This window comes from Rhodospirillaceae bacterium (assembly GCA_018660465.1).
In the GTDB taxonomy this organism is placed as follows: Bacteria; Pseudomonadota; Alphaproteobacteria; order Rhodospirillales; family JABJKH01; genus JABJKH01.
Genome location: JABJKH010000025.1, coordinates 1 through 19623, shown reverse-complemented (window position 1 = coordinate 19623; position 19623 = coordinate 1). Strand labels below are relative to the sequence as shown.

The following is a 19623-nucleotide window of genomic DNA, read 5'->3' as shown; positions in this document are numbered from 1 at the left end:
ATGAGGAGAACGCCGGATGGCGGATCGGCGAATTGGGATCATTCTGAACGGCGCAACAGCTCAGATTGCGCAGCGTCAACATTTAGGCAATGTCCTCGTGCCAATCTTGGGCGAAGGCGGTTTATCGTTGGCAGGTGGTGACCGGGCTGTTCCCGATATTCTTATGGTCGGGCGAAACGAATCTAAATTGAAGCAGGTTGGGGAAAAATTTGGTCTTAAAAATTGGACCACCGATCTAGATGCAGCCTTGGCCAATCCCGATTATACAATTTACTTCGATTCCTCGGTGACGATGGGGCGTGAATCGCGTCTAAAAAAGGCCATTGCCGCAGGCAAACATATCTATACGGAAAAGCCGATCGCAAATTCGTTGGACGAAGCCCGGTCCGTATTGAAAGCAGCAGAGGCTGCCGAAATCTGTCACGGGGTTATTACGGATAAGATATTCATGCCCGGCTTTCGAAAATTAAAACGGATATTGGACAGCGATTCCCTTGGCCGAATTGTCTCCGCAAAAATTGAATTTGGCTGGTGGATATTTGATGGCAAGGACAAGCCGGGTCAACGACCGAGCTGGAATTATCGGAAAAAATATGGCGGTGGCTTGGTGTTGGATATGTTCCCGCATTGGGGCTACATCCTGAACCACCTGTTTGGTGGTGTGGAGAGCATATATTGCCAGACCTCCACCAAAATTCCCGAACGCGTGGACGAGGACGGTAATATCTTCGCTGTTGATGTTGAAGACACAGCCAATGCCCTTCTGACATTAGCAGGTGGCGTGCCTGCGCAACTGCTGACGACCTGGGCGACCCGGGTCCGACGCGATGACGTGATGACCATTCATGTTGATGGAACGAACGGTTCTGCCATTGCATCTTCGCACAAGTGTTGGACACAAAGCCTCGAAAACACGTCGATGCCGAGACTGGAGACTGAAAAGGGACAGCACCTTAACCTGTTCGATGCGTGGACAGAGGAACCCGACTTCGAACCCTTCAAGCACAGTTTTCGGTACGGTTGGGAATTGTATCTGCGCTATGTAATGGAAGGTGGACCGTTCCCGTTTGGACTTGATCAAGGGGTGAAGGCGATTGAATTTATTGATGCGGCGTACCGCAGTGTAGAGGAACGCCGAGTGATTGATATTGGCGATTGATCTTTAAGCCCCGGCGAACGGTGTCCGCTTATCAAACACCCGTGCAGCATCCTCCATTGTCATAAACTCAGCACCCTGGTCCCGAAGTCGGGTGACCAGTCGTTCCAGCATCATCATCCGATGCCCCCGACCGATCACATAAGGGTGGCAGGTGTAGGTGATGATGCCCCAATCGTCGATCTGGGTCATATAGGTAAAATCATCAACCCAGTTTTCGAGAACACTGTTGGCGTTTCGGTGCCCGGGGCGGTCCGGGGTCATTTCAAAATGCGGGTGGTCGTCTTGGGACCAGCTGATCGGCATCTCAATTAAAGACGTGTCAGCACCAAATTTCATCGGCTGTTGCAAGTCGATAACATCCCCTTGGCGGACGCGATAGGGGATGTAGTCATGCCCCATCATGCTGGTGTCGTAGTAAAAGTCGTGCTTGAGGAGAAGGTCCAGGGTATCTGGATTTAAGTCCCACGATGGTGAGCGATAGCCGCGCGCGTATTGGCCGCTGATCCGTTTAATGGCCTCATTGGCGCGGATCATTTCTTCTTCCGTCTGTTCCCGGCTGAGTTGGGCGGGAGGGACGTGAGTCCAGCCGTGGTGCGCAATCTCGTGGCCTTTCTCAACCACTGCGTCACAGGTCTCAGGGTAAGTTTCGATGGTGAAGCCAGGGATGAACCATGTTGCCGGGATGCTGTGCTTTTCAAGAAATCCGAGCAGCCTCTGGGCACCGACATTGCCAAATTCGCCTCGGGATATGGGCGTTGGCGTGGTGAAGCCTCTGGCCATAAATCCCGACATGGTGTCGAAATCGAAGGTCAGACAAACGATGTGTTGCGCCATAGGCTATAAATTCCCAGCTTTCTGCGGTTCTCGACCATTGCGCAGTTTCTGCAAGATTAGCGTCATTGCCAGCAGCAGGACCCCGATCAAGTATACCTGATAGCGGTAATCGCCTTCCATCCCGAGGACCCACATCACTAAATGGTCCATGGGCAAGAGCAGGCATAGCCCGGATAAGCCTATCATGACCCGCTCGAACGTAACCATATCGCGCAGGATATGGCCTTCCAAGAACCCGGCCCAGGCAACGACTCCGATTGTACAGGCGATGGTGGTGAGCGTGATATCCATTGTCGTACCGTCGAGCAAAAGTGGTGTATAGACGAATAAGAACGGCATAATGAAGATCAGCGAGGCGAGCTTCATCGCCTCCAGTCCAGTTTTGATCGGATCAGACTTGGCGATCGCACTCGCTGCGTAGGCCGCCAGTGCCACCGGAGGCGTCACCGCGCTGGTGACCGCGACCCAGTAGCAGATCAAGTGCGCTGCAAGAGTTGGCACCCCAAATTCAGTTAGCGCACCGACACTAAAGATCACCAAGATCACGTAACTGGCAGTAATCGGCAAACCCATGCCGACAACGTAACCAGCGATAATCACCCAGAAGATCGTCAACGGCAGTAGCCCGAAGCTGAGGTCAATCAGGAGCGAGGAAATTCTTCCTGGCAAATCGCTTTGCGTTGCACTGGATAAAAGAATGCCCAAAACGCCCGCAATACAGCTAATGACAAGGGTGTTTTTCGCACCCGTTTCCATTGATATCCAGATAACTTTAACGAGTTTGACGAAGACACCGCCCAAATTGGCTAACATACCAGGGCCAGAAATTGTTACTTCGTTACCGTCCAGGTCGGTGCCGGTTTCAGCAGGCTGGGTTGCTGCATAAATTAATTCGCCTACCTTTAACACCGTGAAGCAAGCCACGGTCCAAAACAGCGCATCCCCATAGTTGAGGCCTCGGAGTGTATCCGCAAACCAGGAGAACGGCGCGCCGACTTTGAGTCCCAAGGTATAGGAAAACGTGCCGAACAAGAGAGAAATTGCCAGAAATATTTTTGCTGATTTCTCTGACCAAGGGGTCTTCACTTCCATTAACAGGTCAACAGTTTTCAGCACGACAATCAGGCAGATCGTCTTGACTGCAGACAGAAAAGCAGAGTCGCCGATGACCAGATAATAAACCATGAACGGGATTGGTAGCAGCATATGAAGCCGAGGAATAATCCGTGCCCAGGACGGTAATTCTTCCTTAGGAACACCATGCAACCCCATGCGCTTGGCACGAATATAAACAATTAGGCCGACCGAGAGGTAGTACAGCAGAGCTGGAATTAGAGCGATTTTAATGATGTCAAAGTAGCTTGTTTCTGTCAGCTGAGCGAGCAGAAATGCACCAGCACCCATGATCGGCGGCATGTAGGACCCGCCAGTTGATGCTGCCGCTTCAACGGCACCCGCAAATTCCGGTTTATACCCAACCCGTTTCATCAACGGAATTGTAAACGTGCCGGTCGTCACGACGTTGGCAACACCACTGCCTGAAATCATGCCGAAGAGGCCACTGCTGGTAACTGAAGCGAGGCCCGGTCCTCCCGTTCTTTGGCCAGTAAGCCGATAGGTGGTATCGATAAACAGTGCGCCTAGGCCTGTTTTTTCCAAAAATGCACCGATGATGACGAAGATGACCACATAGGTCGCAAAGACTTCGACGATCAATCCTGTCATGCCGTCGGCTTCGAGCATGAGGAATTCCATCACCCGTGCGAGCCCGAAACCTTGGTGCTCAAAAAGACCCGGCGCCATTTGAGCGACGGGGGCAAACGAATATATCAGGAAAAGGAATCCAAGCAGTGGAATGATCGGCCCGACAATGCGTCGGGCAATATCAAAACTGACAGCGGCAAGAAGGCCAGAGTAGAAGACCACTTCTGCCGGGACCGGGCTGCCTACCCTTGCGGCAAGTTCATCATTGTTGATGATCCAAAAAGCGATCGGCCCAACCGATGCCACCACATATAACCAATCTGAAATTGTAGGATTGTCAGATGTCGTAATTCGGTTTGCCTCTCGCCAGTAGAGAGCCGCGCCTAATATGCACCCGACAGCCGCAGCTATGGCGACATTGGTATTGGCGAATTTGTTCCATAGGTAGACATTTTCAAAAAACTGCCAGTATCCCCAAATCGCCAAAAACATGCACATGAAGACGATCATGAGGAAGGTGAATATTTCGTCGAGCCAGACAACCCCCTCGCTAAGCGATTTGTGGCGCCCCTTGAAAAGAATGACCGATAGGACAGCGGTTCCTAAGAGAAAGGTTCCTTTGAATATCTCTGCGACCGGCGGTCCAAAGAATGAAATATGAATGAAAAAATATGAATATCCGACAGCTACAATCGAAAGAAATATTTTTGCAGGGCCGTCAATTGTACGAGGCTGAGCCATTTCCTCGGAAACAAGCCCTACCTTCATTAAGACAGAAAGAACGTTCGTCGACATTTTTTACCTACGCTATACTTACCGCGCTCCCCAATTGGGCGTACGGCTTGGCGCGAGAGATTTTTATACCCCTCGCGCCGTACCGAATATGCCGCCAATGACGCGGCGAATATAACTTCTTAGTACCCTTTAACGACGCTGCCAGGTACTTTTACACCGCGTTCGGACCAGTATTTGGCCGCTGCTGGGTGAACGGGAATTTTATGTTGTACCAGGGCGTCGAAGTTGCCGCTGAGGTCACGCCAGTAGCGCGCCGTCTTGGTCAGCTTCTTAAGGTTGCCCGGATCAGCAATAACCTTGAGCATGCTGTAAACAGCATCATCAGACATCTGCTTGTGCGCAATCCACCACACATCATAAGCGATGGTCCGTGCAGGCGCGTTCATGCCTTTAACGTCCTTCTGAACCGGGATCGTTTTCGGAACATAGAATTTATGAGCGGACGTGACTTTTTTCTGCTCTGCTTCGGTCATGGAGATATAACGCACGGGTTTGCGAACCGAAAGCTGGGTCAATGCAGGGATCGTAAACGGAGCACCGGCAGAGCAGTAAACATCAATTTGGCGATCACCCAAGGCGCGGCCTGATGCGCTAAAGCCAAGGAAGCGTTGCTCAACTTTATCGAGCACGCCGATGGCCCGGAACAGGTTCATGCAGTTCACGTTACTACCGGAGCCACGGCTCAATAGATTGACGACTTTGCCCTTCATATCCGAGAAAGATTTGATCGGGTTGTCAGCCAACACGGCAATAATTTGGGTTTGTGCCCGGACGTTGGCAACGACGCGGAAGTCTTTGCTGGCACCATCTTTCTTGAACAGACCAACACCGTTCCAAGACTGAAAGACCTGACCGATATGGCCCCAAGATGTTGCGAACTCGCCCAAGCTGACCCGACGCACGTTGGCGACAGATCCACCGGATGGCGAATATTGAAAATTAAACTTCCCCTTCAAGTCCTTATTCAGGATTTGCGTGCCGGCGCTGATCGCCGGGTGCCACGCACCGCCTGAGGGGCCGCCGCCGAAGCGGTATTTTTCTGCTGCTTGCGCCGATGCAGCCATAGCAAGGCCGCCACCAACGATGATAAGTGCTTTTAATAATTTCATAGTATCCTCCCGTAATCTCTGTTTTCTTCGTGATGATGCATCGCCATCTTGTCTTTTTTTTGTCTTCATCAGGCAATGTAAAATCAGCCTGTCATATAGAACCAACGGGTTCAATTAAATATTTGAGATTTTAGGGCTGTGGTCGGTCTCAATACGGGGAAATGCCTAAGACATAAAATATACGGCGCACGAACGATCAATGGCCTCAATAATAGTCCTCATTCAAAAATGAATTCTCTTCTTCTAGCTTGGCCTCTGCCTCGGGCGAGCCCCTGCGGGTACCGTGGACGCTGACCCCTAGATTATTTACGCCTTTGAATTCGTTGCCGTTCGCTAGCATCTGAACAGTTTCTATATTGTCACTACTCCATCCAATAACAAATTTACCGCTTTTGCCGTCGACACATTTCCATTGACCGGAGTTGTTCCCGAGCCAAAAACGAGAGTACGCCTTGCCGTTGACGGATAGTGTGACGTCACCAACGCCAAAGCCCCAATCATGATTCCAGTCACCGGCAATTTTACCGCATAGATCGACTAGTTTTTTCGCTTGGTTCAAGCGTTCCTGAGCCTTCCTATCGTTTGGGTAGAGGGTAAGTGCCCGCTTGAATTTATTGACCGAAGCGGTTTTTTGGTGCTGTCGCATCGCCTTGTCGCCTTCGGTGAGGAGTGTCTCAAAAAGTTTTCGCTGTGCCTGTTCCGTCGGCTTGCCCTCTTGTTCCGGAATCCCGTTCGCTTTGAGCCTTGTCTCTGAACTGAGCGCGGTTAGACGGCGCTGGGCGAGCGAGGTAAATATACCATTGGGGAATTTTTCCAAATAATCCCCAAAATCAGCCGGGCTCCGGCTATTCTTAATCGACTGCCAGAATAGGGCCTCCCGATCCACGCTTTGCGTAGGCGCACTAGATAATGTGCGACCTGTAATGGGTACCGGAGAAACCGAAGCCAACTTAAATACGAAATCGCCACGGTCATATTGATCATCGTTCAGCTTACCATAGCGTGGCGTTTGCTTGGCCTTTGTTAAATTGGTTAGCCGGTCGGTTAGGAACATACCCATCTCGCTGCCGGTGACGTAACCGTCTGCGTTGGCATCCACCCGCTCGCCGCCTTTCAACGCGCGCAGGAACAACCGGCGGAATCGTCCGTCATCGCTGACGACTTGGTCAGCGTCGCCGGATGTCAGGAATTGGCGCACTGGTTGAACCGTTGCTCGCGTAATGGCGGCAGGCGGAAGTGATCTCTGGGCATTGAATACTGTTCCGGCAAAGCAGCTATCAAATACATTAAAGACATGTTTTGCATTGGCTTGGCGAGCATACGTACCAAAAGTTCGAAGGGGTAAGGAGCGGAGCTTGAAATACGTTTCGTCAGCATCCGCCCTGGGCGCATCAGCAGGAACAAGGTAGCCCTCGCCATCGATGGTATGACCGTGGCCTGCGAACCAAACAAACAGCCGGGCTTCAGGGTTCTTGCCTTTGATGACAAAAAACTCTTCGAACACGGATTTAAATTCTGTCGACTTGAGGTTTGTCTTCAAGGTAACGTCAAAGCCCTTATTACGAAGCGCAACGGCGACCAACTCGGCGTCCTTGACCGCATTTGACAAACGCGGCCAACCATTCGTGTAGGCGTCAATGCCAATGATCAACGCATAACTCTGGCTGTAAAGTTTTACCTCTCCGGCAACCGGCGCGTTTTTGGCTTCGCTGGTGCGCAATTGTACCGAAAGGCCACGCGACGCGGCGTCGGCAACGGGCAAGTCGATGATGGTCGCTGCCATCACAAACGCCATGACGCTCATCCACAAGACTCGTTCAACACCCATGAAACAGTCCCCTGATATGACTCAACCAATAGTATGACTGATACACGATGGCCTATGCAATGCCGATACACGGATCAATAATATCTGCTGGGTCCACGTGAGTTTTCTGCCTCTCGTCATGGAACCGTGCAGGCAAAAGAAAACCCTGCCTAGAAGGGCAGGGTTTTCCGTCGAAAATTCGTCGAACCGTGACTATTTTTTCATTTTCTTTTTGCCCTTAGGCGGTTGCACGATCTTCACGCCGTCTTTGCCGACGATAAAGCGCATGCGGTCTTTACCAACGACCAATGGACCGCTGTAGTTGGTCCGCGTCCGCTTTATGAGATCTGGAAAGCTTGGCGGCTTAATTTTGCCGTTGGTTAGCAACACGAGGTGCGTGAATGCTGCCATCTTGGGCTTGGAAATGGAGAAAATTTTGCCAGCTTCTTCCGGTGATGTGTGGTGCGCGAGGATCACTTTCCAAAACTTCTTAGTTTTCAGGAGTGCCGGTTTGGCAGCGGCGACGTGGTGTACAAAGAGGTCTGCGCCCTTAGCTTTGTTAGCGAGGTTCTCATTGTATTTTGTATCGCCGGATAAAATCACGGTGCGTCCGCCATAATCAATCCGATAACCGTACGCGGGTTTGATCTTCGCGCCATGATTGACCTGGATTGATGTGACCTTTACCCCGTCTTCATCAATGACAACTTGGTCCGCGCCGTGATCTTTGGCGTCGATGGTAACGTTTGCCAAAGGCAGCTTCTGATCCGCCATGCGGGTTTGAATATCCCAGTCATAGGCCTTGCGCAGACCGTTCATCAAACTGACTGTACCTTCAGGACCCCGAACTTTGAAGTTGCCCTTGCGGCGTGAAAACGGAGAATTCAGCCAGCCCGTCAACCAAAGATCAGGAATTCCGACGACGTGATCCGAATGCAGGTGCGACAGGACGAGGTAATCGATGCTGCCAAGTCTTATCTTATCCTGCCATAGCCGAATTGTTACGCCACGCCCGGCATCGAACAATATGCGCTTCTTGCCAGCGATAACCAGCGTCGCCGGGCCAAAGCGGGACGCGAGGGGCGGCGGTGTTCCCGTTCCAAGCAGAACGACCTGAAAGTCAGCGTCAGATTTGGCATTCGCAGATGGCACATAAACGACTGCCATCATCAACGCCGCGAGGATTAAAAATCGAAATTTCATGACATTTCCCTGTTTGATGTAAATTATAGCGGTTCGTTTATAAGGGAGATTTAGGCTTTGGCCTACGAAAAAAAGGGGCCTACAAAAAAAGGGGCCTACGAAAAATAGGTTCAGCCTCGCGCCTCAACAAAAATCCTTGAAGAAGAAACTATTCCGCCGCCACAGATCCTTTTGCATGTTTGGAGGATTTCTTCGCCCAGTACTCGTCTGAGTCTTTCGTACTTTTATAGTCGTCTTCAGTCTCACAACCGGGCGCCATGGAGGCATCGGTCCCCGCCATGACTTTATGGTGGTCTATGTTGAGGGTTCTGAGCCAGCGTTGTTGACCCATGGTGATGGCGACGAAGAAGCCGATCTCGACAATTTCGGCCTCGCTGTAATGCTTATAAAGCCGTTCCCACAAAGCATCATCCGCTTCCAGGTCCCAGGTGATGGATTCGGTATAGGCGAGCGCGGCCTTTTGGCGCTCATCATAGCGCGGATTGTTTTCGAAATGCAGCAGGTCGATATAGTCCTTTTCGATCAGGCCCTTTTTGGCCGACTGAATGGAACGCTGATTTCCGCAGAACTCGCACTTGACCGAATGAGAGACATAGACCCGACACAGTTCCTTGATCGAATGCTCCGCAACGCCATTATGAAACACATCATGCCAGGTGTTGGCGAAGGCCCAGAATGTTGCCGGGACATGGGCGCGAATGGCTTGGCTTTCAGGCCTGGGCGTACCTTCGGTGGCGCAGCGGTTGAATTCCTTAAGCATGGCCTCGTCAGTGATATCTGCTGGGTCCACGTAGCTAATGCGTTGCTTGGGCATATCTTTTTCCTACGAATAATTGGCGTCAATGATTTTGCGTACATTTACTATAGACGGAGTGGAGAGGTCATGTCTCGCCCTTTGCGCTTAGGAGATTCGCTCGGCCGTTGGTTCGTTTTAATTAGCAATGTGAGCCCCGTGAAAAGGACCTGGCTTTTCAACCGTGATGGGGATCACAGCAAGACAACATTTTAAGTGTTAAACCTTACGTAACCAATGGCTGGTATGTTTTAGGCAATAGAGTCGTAGAACGAAAAGGTGGTTGAAATGGCACAGGCGTCCCCCATCCAAAAAGGCGAAATGTTTGTTCGACCAGAGGCATCTTATGTGGTCTGGAAAGTGAAGCGATTGCTTGAAATGCCGGGGCTTCCCCCGCATGTACAGCTTGAATCCCGGCGTGCCCATTGCCGCAACATTACCCTATCTGAAACCGCCCTGCGCGACCGTCGGATGTGGATCAGCCTGACGTCATTTAACGCCTAAATTTCTCTAGATATTAGACTGCAACGTATTGGAAACATTGTTGAACATGTCGCTGACGCCACCGGAGAAGAATGTTAACGACCCAATGATGGCGATGGAGATTAATGACGCAATGAGTGCATATTCGATCGCCGTGGCCCCCTGCCGGTCTTTTATCAGGGCTGGGTAAGCCCTCCAGAGTCCGGTGCGATATCTATGGGTGGCAGTAAAAATACCTGCAATAAGACGTAAAACATTCATAAAAAGCCTGCGCCTTTCCAGGTTCAATACTAACACATCAAACACAATTATCCCAAATCTCTCAGTTAATAATCCCACAACCAGGCCGCCCCGCGCACACCACTGGAATCACCGTGCTTGTTTTGGATAAGCGGTGTCTCTGCTTCATCTGAAAAGACCCACTGACCCCAGAGTTGGGGAATGGTCCTGTAAAGTCGATCAATGTTTGATAGCCCGCCCCCCAGGACAATCACGTGAGGGTCGAGAACATTAATGATGCCTGCAAGGGCGCGGGCCAGACGAGTTTCATAAAGCGACAAAGCCTGTACTGCCGCGATATCTTCGCTTTTCGCCAAGGCTGAGATTTCAGCAGCGGTTCTGAACTCGCCGGTACATTCTTCATAGGCTTTCGACAACCCTAGGCCAGACACAAAAGTTTCGATGCAGCCCTGCTTGCCGCAATAACATTTGGGACCCGGTCGTTCAGCATCGCTGGCCCAAGGCAGGGGATTGTGACCCCATTCTCCAGTGATCGCATTCGGACCGTTGAGCAATTTCCCCTCAACGACAAAGCCGCCCCCGCACCCGGTGCCTAGAATGACACCAAATACAGTGCGAAACCCTTGGCCTGCACCATCCGTGGCTTCTGAGATGGTGAAACAGTCGGCATCGTTCGCCAGACGAATGTCTCGGCCGGTAGCGTCTGCTAAATCTTTGTCCAAGGGCTTGCCGATCAGGCACGTGGAGTTGGCGTTCTTGATCAACCCCGTGGCGGGGGAAATAGCACCTGGAATACCAATACCGACGGGTATTTTTTTGTCCACGGTTGCTTCTCTGCAGAGGCTTTCGACCAGATCGCGTATGGCAAAGACCGTGCCTTGATAATCACCGTTGGGTGTCGGTACGCGCTTTCGAGTTCGCTCTCGACCTTTGTTATCAAGGACGATGCCTTCAATCTTTGTGCCGCCAAGGTCAATGCCGATGCGCATGGCCGAAGGGTCCTATGAAGTTGGTGTGACTGGATTAAGATGCCCTGACGTATTATATGTCGTGTCAGCGGAAGTACTAGAGAGAACCCAGTAATGACCATTCAACAAACCATCGAGAACAAGATTATATCATCGTTGCAACCTGCGCATCTGGAGGTCATTAACGAAAGCCACATGCACAACGTTCCTCCTGGGTCCGAATCACATTTCAAGGTCGTTGTTGTCTGTGATCAATTCGAAGGGGTCAATCGGGTCAAACGGCACCAAACCATCAATGGAATTCTGACGAGCGAGCTAAAAAACGATATCCATGCTTTGTCGCTGCAAACGATGACGGCGGCTGAATGGGCATCCAAGGGCGGTGAAATTATTGCGTCACCGCAGTGCTTGGGCGGCAGTAAAGCTGACCAATAACCGCTAATTGTTTGTCATCGCATTTCTAACAATGTCCTTTGCACAGCTAAAATGTTAAGCGTCAGTTGTTCATTATTTAATCTTTGAATCAACAGGGTACGCGGATTAGGATATGCATCGCCGCGTCTATTCGACGCGTTTCGGTTGTGCTACAATATTACGACTTCGTATTTTAGTGATGGGCAGATTACTTCAGAAGATCAGGTGATGTTATGAGTGAAGACGCGAAACAAGCTCCCGAGATGTCGATTGAAGAAGAAATGGCAAGAAAGCTGGTTGCCAAAAAGGCTGCGTCACGTGCGCAAAGTGAGAAGGCGTTGAATTCTCACGAGGGCACCCGCAAAGCACAGGTGCAGAAGGCCAAGGCGCGCCAACAAGAAATTAAAAATGAAGAGAAGACCAAGCAAAAGCGCAAAACCGAGCATAAGCGCGGAGACATCAAGGATAAAAGAATCGATAACCGCAAGCGCGGCAGGGTTCAAGCGGCACACGCCAAGCAAGCAAAAAAGGCAAAGCTCAAGAGCACCATGGGGTGGGTGAAACCGGTCCTTGCTCTTGTCATAATAATTGGTCTGCTTGCCGCCGTGATTGCCAATTGGAATACAATTTCAGGCATGCTCTAGAATTATAGCCGCGATTTTTTTTAAACGGCGATCTGATTGAGTGCCTCATCGATTGTCTTCAACACCGATTTAATATTTAACGGCTTTGTCAGGTATTCCTTAAAACCGGCTTCAAGGCCGCGTTCAATGTCTTTGGGCATGGCGTTGGCGCTGATTGCCAGAACGGGGATGTTCTGAGTTTCTTTAGTATCGCGAAGATGTTTTAATGCCTCGTATCCATCCATATCGGGCAAGTTTATATCCATTAAAATCAGGTCAGGCTGGTGCGCCTGCGCGAGTTCCAGGCCTAATTCTCCGGTGTGTGCTGATAGCATATGAACATTTGGGAAGTGCGATAACAGATCTTCCATAAGTTGAAGGTTCGCAGGATTATCTTCGACATAAAGGACGGTACTGTTGGTGGTAATGTTCTCAGTTTCGTGGTTGGTTTCCGCCATTACCAATTTTGGTTTCGTGGACACTAGGTCATCAGTAGTGGCGGGCAGTTCTATCCAAAATGTTGAGCCTTCACCGACAGTGCTTTCCAGGCCAATTTGTCCGCTCATCAAATCGATCAATTTCCGAGCAATCGACAGGCCAATGCCGGTCCCTTCGATCCCACTTCCTTCTGCCGCCAATCGGTTAAAGGGTTGGAACAGATTCTTGAAATTTTCCTCGGGAATTCCAGGGCCTGTATCTTTTACCAAGATCCGTATGGAATCGTTGTCTGTAACTTCAGTCGAAATTTCAACAGACCCACCTTTGTGGTTATACTTGATCGCATTGGACACTAAATTCACCACGACTTGCTTCAGACGAGTGTAATCAGCGGAGACGAGTAGGCTCGGGTCATCAAGGTTAAGCGTTAATTTTATTTTACGAGAATCCGCAACAGTTTGGAGAAGGGCCTGACATTCCGCGACGACGTCATTTACGCGGATGGGTTCCACGTTTAATGGAATGTTTCCGGTTTCAATTTTAGCCAAGTCTAAGACCTGATTGATCAGGTCCAATAGATGGTTGCCGGCGTGCAAAATATGGCCGACATATTGGGACTGGTTATCGCTCAAGGGTTCTTTTGGATTAAACTCAAGCAATTGGGAGAAGCCAAGAATGCCGTTCAAAGGTGTTCGCAGTTCGTGGCTCATGCTGGCTAAGAAGTCAGATTTAGCCTGGCTTGCTTGGTCAGCGCGCGCCATCGCGGCGTTGAGTTGCTCTTCCCATTCCCAGCGGCTGGTAACGTCGCGACCAGCCCCCCGATAGCCTAAGAAGTCATCATTATCGCCAAACAGTGGCTTGCCACTGATCAGAATGTGAAAAACGTCGCCATCGTCGTTATTTATCGCCAGTTCTAAACGCGTAAAGGGGCGATGCTTTTCCATATCGTCTTGGTGAACTTGACGCGGCTCAGGCTCCATCGATGTGATTTTATCTTTTAATATTTCAAGTCGGGTTTTGCCGATTACAGATTCACGTTTTACCTGGGTGATTTCAAAGAATTTTTCTGAGATAAAGGTAAATCTTAAATTCTTATCCATCTCCCAAAACCAGTCTGATGCGCACTCCGCGATGTCCCGGAAACGTTCCTCGCTGTTCCGTAAAGCGGATTCCATATATTTGCGTTCTGTTATTTCCCGGCGCAGCTTTCGAGTTCGTTCTTCGACTCTAATTTCGAGATCATCGCGGGCATTACTTAATTCTTGCTCCGCTGTTTCACGGCGATTCAGGGTTTCACCCAGGTTAACCAACAGGCCGTTAAATCCTTCAATCAGTCGACCGAGTTCATTTTTCTCATGGCCCGGCGGGAGAGAAAGTGTGGAAGATTGCGGCATTTCCGGATTAACTTTTGCGACTTCAAGTGCCGCTAATTTTAGAGGCTTGGTGAAGGTATAATAAAAAATTGCAAATAGAATTAGGGCTAGGGCCAGATATAAAATAAATCCACTGCCCAGGATGAATAAAATATCCTCGACAAAATTTTCAGCGATGACAATGTTAGGGTCTACGCGGACTCGCAAAATACCGACTTGGCGAGGTGCCTTTTTAACAAATAAAGGCTGCTCAAATTCGAAACGATTTTCAAAAAATAGATCAATCCACCATTTATAACCGCTTGATCCCGGTTCACGAGTCATAAATGCGAGGCGGCGCGAGCGCTGGGCCGCTACCGTACCAAAGCTGGCCGTAATTTCCGCTTTAATAATAGATTTATACTGAAACAATCCATCAACGACTTTATCAGCCAGATTGGCGTCAACATAATAGGCTGATTCTGAAGCAGAATCTTTCAACGTTTGTAGGGCTTGCTCGATCGTTTTATTCACCAGGTTTTGTTCTTGCCTGATGGAGAAAACGATTTGCGGAACACTTAGCAAAACACCAATAATAAACGCCGCAAGAACGGCATTTTTTGCCTGCTGAAGCGCTAGATTGCTATTTAGGCGTAAAATCATTCTCTTTTAATTGTCATATTGTTTAAGTAAAGTTTAGTTCGCGATCAGCGACTATATCAATTTGTGTATCCGAAGATAATAACCACAATATAACTGAAGCGCTGAATTTCTAACTAAACAAATTCGTAAAATTGTTACTGTATATTAAATAAAATCATAAACTATCAATATTTACCTAGATTATTTTCTATATCGCTCAATACCATCGAATATTTAGGTAAGGTCAAAACTTCCCAAATAATTGATCTGTTGCATTCTAGTCGTAATTTGAGTTGTGGAAAAGTGAAAGATTTACTGTTGCGCTAGCTAAAATGCTTATAAAAGTTACGTTTTGACAGAGACCGGCGATAGGCGCATTGCAGGGTTGCATGCGATTTTTGAATTTTTGAGTATGCATCAGGGGCTAAAATCGTGTATAAACCGTTTCTTTGGCGCAGGGAAGTGAAGTGACTCGCGAATTGCTCAATAGAATGCTTAGCGAGTTTAGCGCATGAAATATTTGGTTCGGTTGGTGGCTTGCCGTTAAAATAGGCGTTGTGGCGTCTGAAAAATATGGAAGAGCTGTTGGCCCTTAGTTGCCGTTTGCTGTTGAAAAGGCAGAAAACGGAGAGTGTAACTTTGATTATGGAGCTGCCTGATGTCATCCAGGAACGAAAATAACAAAAAACCTACTTCGGACCGTCCACATGTTAAGAAGAAGCGCGTGTGTTTGATGTGCAACGAAAGATTTACGTCCAATCATATTGGCGAACGTATTTGCCCGTCTTGCAAAAGTACGGCCGCGTGGCGCGAAGGCGATCAAGCCGCATAAGCGGCTGGTTTTTAAATTTTGTGAGAGGCCTACATCCATAAGTATCGTTGATTTGGATCTACACCTTTCTGAAGAATTAATTGATCTTTATACTCCCCCAATATCGGGGGAGTATTTTTTTGCCTCTTAATTATGGAAAAACCTTAATGCCGATTAATTTTGTTATATGGCAATTCGTGCGGATCATGGTTTGCCTGGAACAGCAAGCAGATGAAACGGATGGCGTGCGTAAAGGGTCCGTTTTGTCGGCGTGGGGCGAAATTTGGCAAGAATTGGACGGCCGGTTGGCTGAACTGGGCGAAACTGACGCCGCAGCTTATGCAGATCTGATGATGGAGCAAGAGGTGATTATCGACAAAATTTCAGCGGCTCAGATTGACGAAGTGATTGGTGCCGTTGATGTTGTCTCCGAACAAATTGACGCCGAATTTACTCAAATAAAGGGCTCCATAGGTGAGCAGCCCAAAGAGAGTGAGGAAGACACACAGCTGCTTTTGGAAAGCCTGGAATACGAATTAGGCGAATTGAAAAGTCTAAAAAACGAATTGCGGCGCCGACGTCAGTCTCCGAGTGGTGATACATTCCACTAAATTGATTTGTCGGTCACTGAATTGTTTCGTTTGTAGGGACAATCTCCAAATCGGCTTCCCGGTCATCCAGCGCGATAATTCCTCCGGCTCCGCTCAAATGATTTTCTTCCAATCGAGCCGTAATATTTTTAGATGTTGCAGCAGCCCATTGCATTTTAGCCGCAGCATCTGAATGACCCAACGTAGATGCTTGATTTGAAAGCGCTTGCATAGCGGCGGCTAACATGGCGAATGCCTGCGAAAGCGGTAATGCCTGTTCAGCTACATATTCAAACCCGCTGCTGTGTTCAAATGAATCTGCCAACTCAATGAATAAAGATTTTATCTGTTCCACCTCTTCGGGGGGCTGGTCTTCGTTTAAATCAGACAATTGTTCCGTAATGTGGCGGATAATCTTGGAAAAGATTAAACCTTCCTGATTTTCGTTCGATGGTTCGTCCATAATAGGTTTGTTCATTTGTCTGCTCTGGAGTCTGCTCTAATGCTAATCGCCGATAAAATTCTTAGTTGCGGGTTTAACTTGATCCATTGCCGAATTAAAGACTTTTAAGGCCGAGATCGTTCATGTATACGGTATACCAAGACAATGAGTTGTAAATTGGTTGGCAACAATGCTTACCTTCGGTGCAGCGACCTCGCCTGTGATAATACAGTGGCATGGGCCGTTTCGCATTGAATTTTTGTTCATTCTGAGGCCGTAGCGCCTGTTGAGCGCCCTGAGCCCCGTCGTTTTCGGAGATAATTATGACGCACACCGCCGCCGAACAGCATGCAAATCCCAAAAGTGATTTGGAGATTTCACAAGAAGCATCAATGAAGCCTATTTTGGGAATTGCTGAGGAGCGGCTTGGAATTCCGGCTGAATCCATGGAGCCTTATGGTCATTACAAGGCTAAGGTCTCCCTCGATTATACCAATTCATTAGCTGATAAACCTGACGGCAAAATGATCCTTGTGACTGCGATCACGCCGACACCTGCGGGTGAAGGAAAGACCACGACGACGGTCGGTCTCGGCGATGCGCTGAATAAGATTGGCAAGAAGGCGATGATTTGCCTGCGTGAACCTTCCCTCGGCCCTTGCTTTGGGATGAAAGGGGGGGCTGCGGGTGGTGGTTACGCACAGGTCGTGCCAATGACAGACATCAACCTGCATTTCACTGGCGATTTTCATGCCATCGGAATCGCCAACAATTTGTTGGCAGCCATGGTCGATAATCACATTTACTGGGGGAATAAGCTCGGGATCGATGCGCGCCGTGTCACTTGGCGCCGGGTTGTTGATATGAATGATCGTGCCATGCGCTCAATCGTTGCCAACTTAGGCGGCGTTGCAAATGGTTTCCCCCGGGAAGACCATTTTGATATCACGGTAGCATCTGAGGTGATGGCGATCTTCTGCTTGGCGACAGACCTTGATGATCTGCAACGGCGTCTTGGCAACATTGTCGTTGGCCTGACCCGCGAGCGGAAGCCTGTCCGCGCCTCAGAACTCAACGCTTCTGGCGCTATGACGGCACTATTGAAGGATGCTCTTGCGCCTAATCTGGTGCAGACTTTGGAAAACAACCTCGCCTTTATTCATGGCGGTCCTTTTGCAAATATTGCACACGGTTGTAATTCTGTACTGGCAACGAAGACGGCGCTTAAATTAGCCGATTATGTTGTCACCGAAGCTGGCTTTGGTGCGGACCTTGGAGCCGAGAAATTTCTCGATATCAAATGCCGGAAATCAGGCCTGGCGCCTTCCGCCGTTGTTATCGTTGCCACGATTCGCGCGCTAAAAATGCACGGTGGCGTTGCCAAGGATGATCTCAAGAATGAAAACGTCGACGCGACTAAAGCTGGACTTGAAAACTTGGGTCGACACATTGAGAACATTAAAGGCTACGGTCTGCCGGTGGTCGTGGGGATCAATAAGTTCTCCGCTGATACAGATGCCGAAGTCCAGGCCGTTTTGGATTATTGTTCAGAGCGTGGCGTGAAGGCAGTTGAGTCTGACCACTGGGCCGACGGCGGCAACGGTGCTATTCCCTTGGCTGAAGCCGTTGTTGAGACCATCGATAACGAAATCGCTGATTTCAACTTCCTCTATCCTGATGACATGCCGATCCTTGAGAAAATTAAGACGGTTGCTCAGAAGATTTATCGGGCTGATGACATTAGCGTTGATAAGTCCGTGGCAACACGGGTTAAGGATCTGGAGGACTTGGGCTTTGGAAACTACCCGGTTTGTATCGCTAAGACTCAGTACAGCTTCTCTGCCGACCCGACCGTGAAGGGGGCTCCAACCGGTCACACGTTGCCGGTTCGCGAAGTACGGCTTTCGGCCGGGGCCGAGTTCATTGTCGCGGTCTGTGGTGATATCATGACAATGCCGGGCCTTCCCCGGGTTCCGTCGGCCGATAGCATTGGTGTTGATGAAAACGGCGAAATCGTCGGATTGTTCTAAAGCGATCCTTCGCGCACCCTTAGAAAGAATGTATTCGGAAAGATCGTCCCCGCCATTAAGGTTGGGACGATTTTTTTATTTGGGAGCATTCAATATTTGGCCTATGCTCTCTTTGGTAAACTTAATTAGGACAAATTAAATATAACTGAGAGTGGCTTTTTTCGTCGTGCCAGGCTCTACCGTGCCGGAATATTCAATGTCGCAAGATAGCCTATCCAATTTATCGAAGGCCCAACTTATTGCCAAAGTTGAGGCGTTGGAACTGCGCTGCGCGGCAGGTGAGCAACAAAACCAGCCTGGGCCGCAGATCAACCAATTCAGGGATGCTATTGAAAGTTTAACCGGCGGAATCGCCTATTTTGATAAAGACGACCGGATGGTTTTCTGTAACGAGAATTTTCGACTGGCCCGTCCAGGTATGGAAGACTTCATTAAGCCGGGCATGCGCTTTGTCGACTTTCTTCGTGAGCGCCCAAAAAAAGGGACCTTGGATGACGATCAGGCTCGTGATGAGGACTGGATCATTGAACGCATGAAAGCCCATTTAAATCCGGGACGCCCGCTGCAACGCCGCTTAGATAGCGGTCAAATAATTCAATTGAATGAATACAAGACCAACGACGGCGGCATCGTTCTCGTGCGGACGGATATAACAGAGACTAAAAATACCGAAGAAAATTTGCGTCAGGCCGAAGAAAGATTTCACACACTGATTGATAATGCCAAACAGGGCATACTTGTGCACCGTAATCGAGTGCCACTTTATGCCAATCAAGCCTTGGCTGATTTACACGGTTACAATTCACCTAGTGAAGTTCTTGCCCTGGAATCAACTCGGGAGTTGATGAGCCCCGAGCACATTCAAGTTTATGGCGATCACCATGAGCGAAGGCTTCGAGGAGAAGTCATAACAGAGGCGGAAGAAGTGCGGTCTTTGCACAAATACGGTGACACATTCTGGGTGCAACGGCATTCATTCGTTATCGACTGGGGCGGCGTCCCGGCCGTATGTTCAATCCGAACCAATATCGAAGACCGCAAACGTTCCAGGCTGTGTCAAAACGCGAAGCATGATATGATTCTCCCATAGTTTTGGCGGGAGGGTTTTATGAAGCGTTTTGTTGAAGGTGAGGATCGCAGCCAAAGCACATTGTTTCCCGAACGACTGGATGATTATGTTGGTGAG

At 49.4% G+C, this 19623-nt stretch carries 17 protein-coding genes; 7 read left to right on the top strand and 10 right to left on the bottom strand.

Features of this window, described 5'->3' with window-relative positions; translation table 11 throughout:
* Window positions 1-16 precede the first annotated feature (16 nt).
* Complete coding sequence (locus HOM51_04860; protein MBT5033830.1) at window positions 17-1159, top strand: Gfo/Idh/MocA family oxidoreductase; 1143 nt, start codon at window positions 17-19, stop codon at window positions 1157-1159.
* 3 nt (window positions 1160-1162) lie between these two features.
* On the opposite strand, the gene HOM51_04855 is transcribed toward HOM51_04860, so the two are convergent.
* From HOM51_04855 to HOM51_04830, 6 genes are all read right to left on the bottom strand, one after another.
* Window positions 1163-1993, bottom strand: a complete 831-nt coding sequence (locus HOM51_04855; protein ID MBT5033829.1) for a polysaccharide deacetylase — start codon at window positions 1991-1993, stop codon at window positions 1163-1165.
* A gap of 3 nt (window positions 1994-1996) precedes the next feature.
* On the bottom strand, window positions 1997-4492 hold the full coding sequence (locus HOM51_04850; GenBank protein MBT5033828.1) for a TRAP transporter fused permease subunit: 2496 nt from the start codon (window positions 4490-4492) through the stop codon (window positions 1997-1999).
* Between the two features lie 119 nt (window positions 4493-4611).
* Window positions 4612-5601 (bottom strand): TAXI family TRAP transporter solute-binding subunit, encoded by a 990-nt coding sequence (locus tag HOM51_04845; protein MBT5033827.1) that lies wholly within the window; start codon window positions 5599-5601, stop codon window positions 4612-4614.
* Window positions 5602-5806: 205 nt separating this feature from the next.
* A complete protein-coding gene (locus HOM51_04840) occupies window positions 5807-7429 on the bottom strand; it encodes a caspase family protein (protein ID MBT5033826.1) in 1623 nt (540 codons plus the stop codon).
* Between the two features lie 192 nt (window positions 7430-7621).
* Window positions 7622-8611 (bottom strand): MBL fold metallo-hydrolase, encoded by a 990-nt coding sequence (locus HOM51_04835; protein ID MBT5033825.1) that lies wholly within the window; start codon window positions 8609-8611, stop codon window positions 7622-7624.
* A 148-nt stretch (window positions 8612-8759) separates the two neighbouring features.
* Window positions 8760-9425, bottom strand: coding sequence for a carboxymuconolactone decarboxylase family protein (locus HOM51_04830; GenBank protein ID MBT5033824.1), 666 nt, complete (start codon window positions 9423-9425; stop codon window positions 8760-8762).
* A 267-nt stretch (window positions 9426-9692) separates the two neighbouring features.
* Here HOM51_04830 and HOM51_04825 point away from each other — a divergent pair, with 267 nt between their 5' ends.
* Window positions 9693-9908, top strand: a complete 216-nt coding sequence (locus HOM51_04825) for a hypothetical protein (GenBank protein MBT5033823.1) — start codon at window positions 9693-9695, stop codon at window positions 9906-9908.
* A 6-nt stretch (window positions 9909-9914) separates the two neighbouring features.
* On the opposite strand, the gene HOM51_04820 is transcribed toward HOM51_04825, so the two are convergent.
* Together HOM51_04820 and HOM51_04815 are read right to left on the bottom strand one after the other, a co-directional pair.
* On the bottom strand, window positions 9915-10148 hold the full coding sequence (locus HOM51_04820; GenBank protein ID MBT5033822.1) for a Flp family type IVb pilin: 234 nt from the start codon (window positions 10146-10148) through the stop codon (window positions 9915-9917).
* 65 nt (window positions 10149-10213) lie between these two features.
* Entirely contained in the window at window positions 10214-11116 is a 903-nt protein-coding gene (locus HOM51_04815) for an ROK family protein (GenBank protein ID MBT5033821.1), read from the bottom strand.
* A gap of 93 nt (window positions 11117-11209) precedes the next feature.
* Between HOM51_04815 and HOM51_04810 the strand changes: the two genes are divergently transcribed.
* Window positions 11210-11530, top strand: coding sequence for a BolA/IbaG family iron-sulfur metabolism protein (locus HOM51_04810; GenBank protein MBT5033820.1), 321 nt, complete (start codon window positions 11210-11212; stop codon window positions 11528-11530).
* Window positions 11531-11742: 212 nt separating this feature from the next.
* Entirely contained in the window at window positions 11743-12153 is a 411-nt protein-coding gene (locus HOM51_04805) for a hypothetical protein (protein ID MBT5033819.1), read from the top strand.
* 20 nt (window positions 12154-12173) lie between these two features.
* Here HOM51_04805 and HOM51_04800 read toward each other — a convergent pair whose 3' ends face one another.
* The gene (locus HOM51_04800) at window positions 12174-14585 is read right to left on the bottom strand and encodes a response regulator (protein ID MBT5033818.1); all 2412 of its coding nucleotides are present in this window, start codon (window positions 14583-14585) and stop codon (window positions 12174-12176) included.
* A 957-nt stretch (window positions 14586-15542) separates the two neighbouring features.
* On the opposite strand from HOM51_04800, the gene HOM51_04795 reads away from it, so the two are divergent.
* The gene (locus tag HOM51_04795) at window positions 15543-15986 is read left to right on the top strand and encodes a hypothetical protein (GenBank protein MBT5033817.1); all 444 of its coding nucleotides are present in this window, start codon (window positions 15543-15545) and stop codon (window positions 15984-15986) included.
* 13 nt (window positions 15987-15999) lie between these two features.
* Here HOM51_04795 and HOM51_04790 read toward each other — a convergent pair whose 3' ends face one another.
* Complete coding sequence (locus HOM51_04790) at window positions 16000-16443, bottom strand: hypothetical protein (GenBank protein ID MBT5033816.1); 444 nt, start codon at window positions 16441-16443, stop codon at window positions 16000-16002.
* Window positions 16444-16730: 287 nt separating this feature from the next.
* On the opposite strand from HOM51_04790, the gene HOM51_04785 reads away from it, so the two are divergent.
* Window positions 16731-18437, top strand: coding sequence for a formate--tetrahydrofolate ligase (locus HOM51_04785; GenBank protein ID MBT5033815.1), 1707 nt, complete (start codon window positions 16731-16733; stop codon window positions 18435-18437).
* 196 nt (window positions 18438-18633) lie between these two features.
* Window positions 18634-19527, top strand: a complete 894-nt coding sequence (locus HOM51_04780) for a PAS domain S-box protein (protein MBT5033814.1) — start codon at window positions 18634-18636, stop codon at window positions 19525-19527.
* Window positions 19528-19623: the final 96 nt, after the last annotated feature.

Coding starts and splice junctions, on each gene's coding strand:
- HOM51_04850 (MBT5033828.1), bottom strand. CDS start 4,492: ATGTCGACGAACGTTCTTTCTGTCTTAATGAAGGTAGGGCTTGTTTCC.
- HOM51_04855 (MBT5033829.1), bottom strand. CDS start 1,993: ATGGCGCAACACATCGTTTGTCTGACCTTCGATTTCGACACCATGTCG.
- HOM51_04825 (MBT5033823.1), top strand. CDS start 9,693: ATGGCACAGGCGTCCCCCATCCAAAAAGGCGAAATGTTTGTTCGACCA.
- HOM51_04860 (MBT5033830.1), top strand. CDS start 17: ATGGCGGATCGGCGAATTGGGATCATTCTGAACGGCGCAACAGCTCAG.
- HOM51_04820 (MBT5033822.1), bottom strand. CDS start 10,148: ATGAATGTTTTACGTCTTATTGCAGGTATTTTTACTGCCACCCATAGA.
- HOM51_04780 (MBT5033814.1), top strand. CDS start 18,634: ATGTCGCAAGATAGCCTATCCAATTTATCGAAGGCCCAACTTATTGCC.
- HOM51_04805 (MBT5033819.1), top strand. CDS start 11,743: ATGAGTGAAGACGCGAAACAAGCTCCCGAGATGTCGATTGAAGAAGAA.
- HOM51_04785 (MBT5033815.1), top strand. CDS start 16,731: ATGACGCACACCGCCGCCGAACAGCATGCAAATCCCAAAAGTGATTTG.
- HOM51_04795 (MBT5033817.1), top strand. CDS start 15,543: ATGCCGATTAATTTTGTTATATGGCAATTCGTGCGGATCATGGTTTGC.
- HOM51_04790 (MBT5033816.1), bottom strand. CDS start 16,443: ATGAACAAACCTATTATGGACGAACCATCGAACGAAAATCAGGAAGGT.
- HOM51_04840 (MBT5033826.1), bottom strand. CDS start 7,429: ATGGGTGTTGAACGAGTCTTGTGGATGAGCGTCATGGCGTTTGTGATG.
- HOM51_04810 (MBT5033820.1), top strand. CDS start 11,210: ATGACCATTCAACAAACCATCGAGAACAAGATTATATCATCGTTGCAA.
- HOM51_04800 (MBT5033818.1), bottom strand. CDS start 14,585: ATGATTTTACGCCTAAATAGCAATCTAGCGCTTCAGCAGGCAAAAAAT.
- HOM51_04830 (MBT5033824.1), bottom strand. CDS start 9,425: ATGCCCAAGCAACGCATTAGCTACGTGGACCCAGCAGATATCACTGAC.
- HOM51_04815 (MBT5033821.1), bottom strand. CDS start 11,116: ATGCGCATCGGCATTGACCTTGGCGGCACAAAGATTGAAGGCATCGTC.
- HOM51_04845 (MBT5033827.1), bottom strand. CDS start 5,601: ATGAAATTATTAAAAGCACTTATCATCGTTGGTGGCGGCCTTGCTATG.
- HOM51_04835 (MBT5033825.1), bottom strand. CDS start 8,611: ATGAAATTTCGATTTTTAATCCTCGCGGCGTTGATGATGGCAGTCGTT.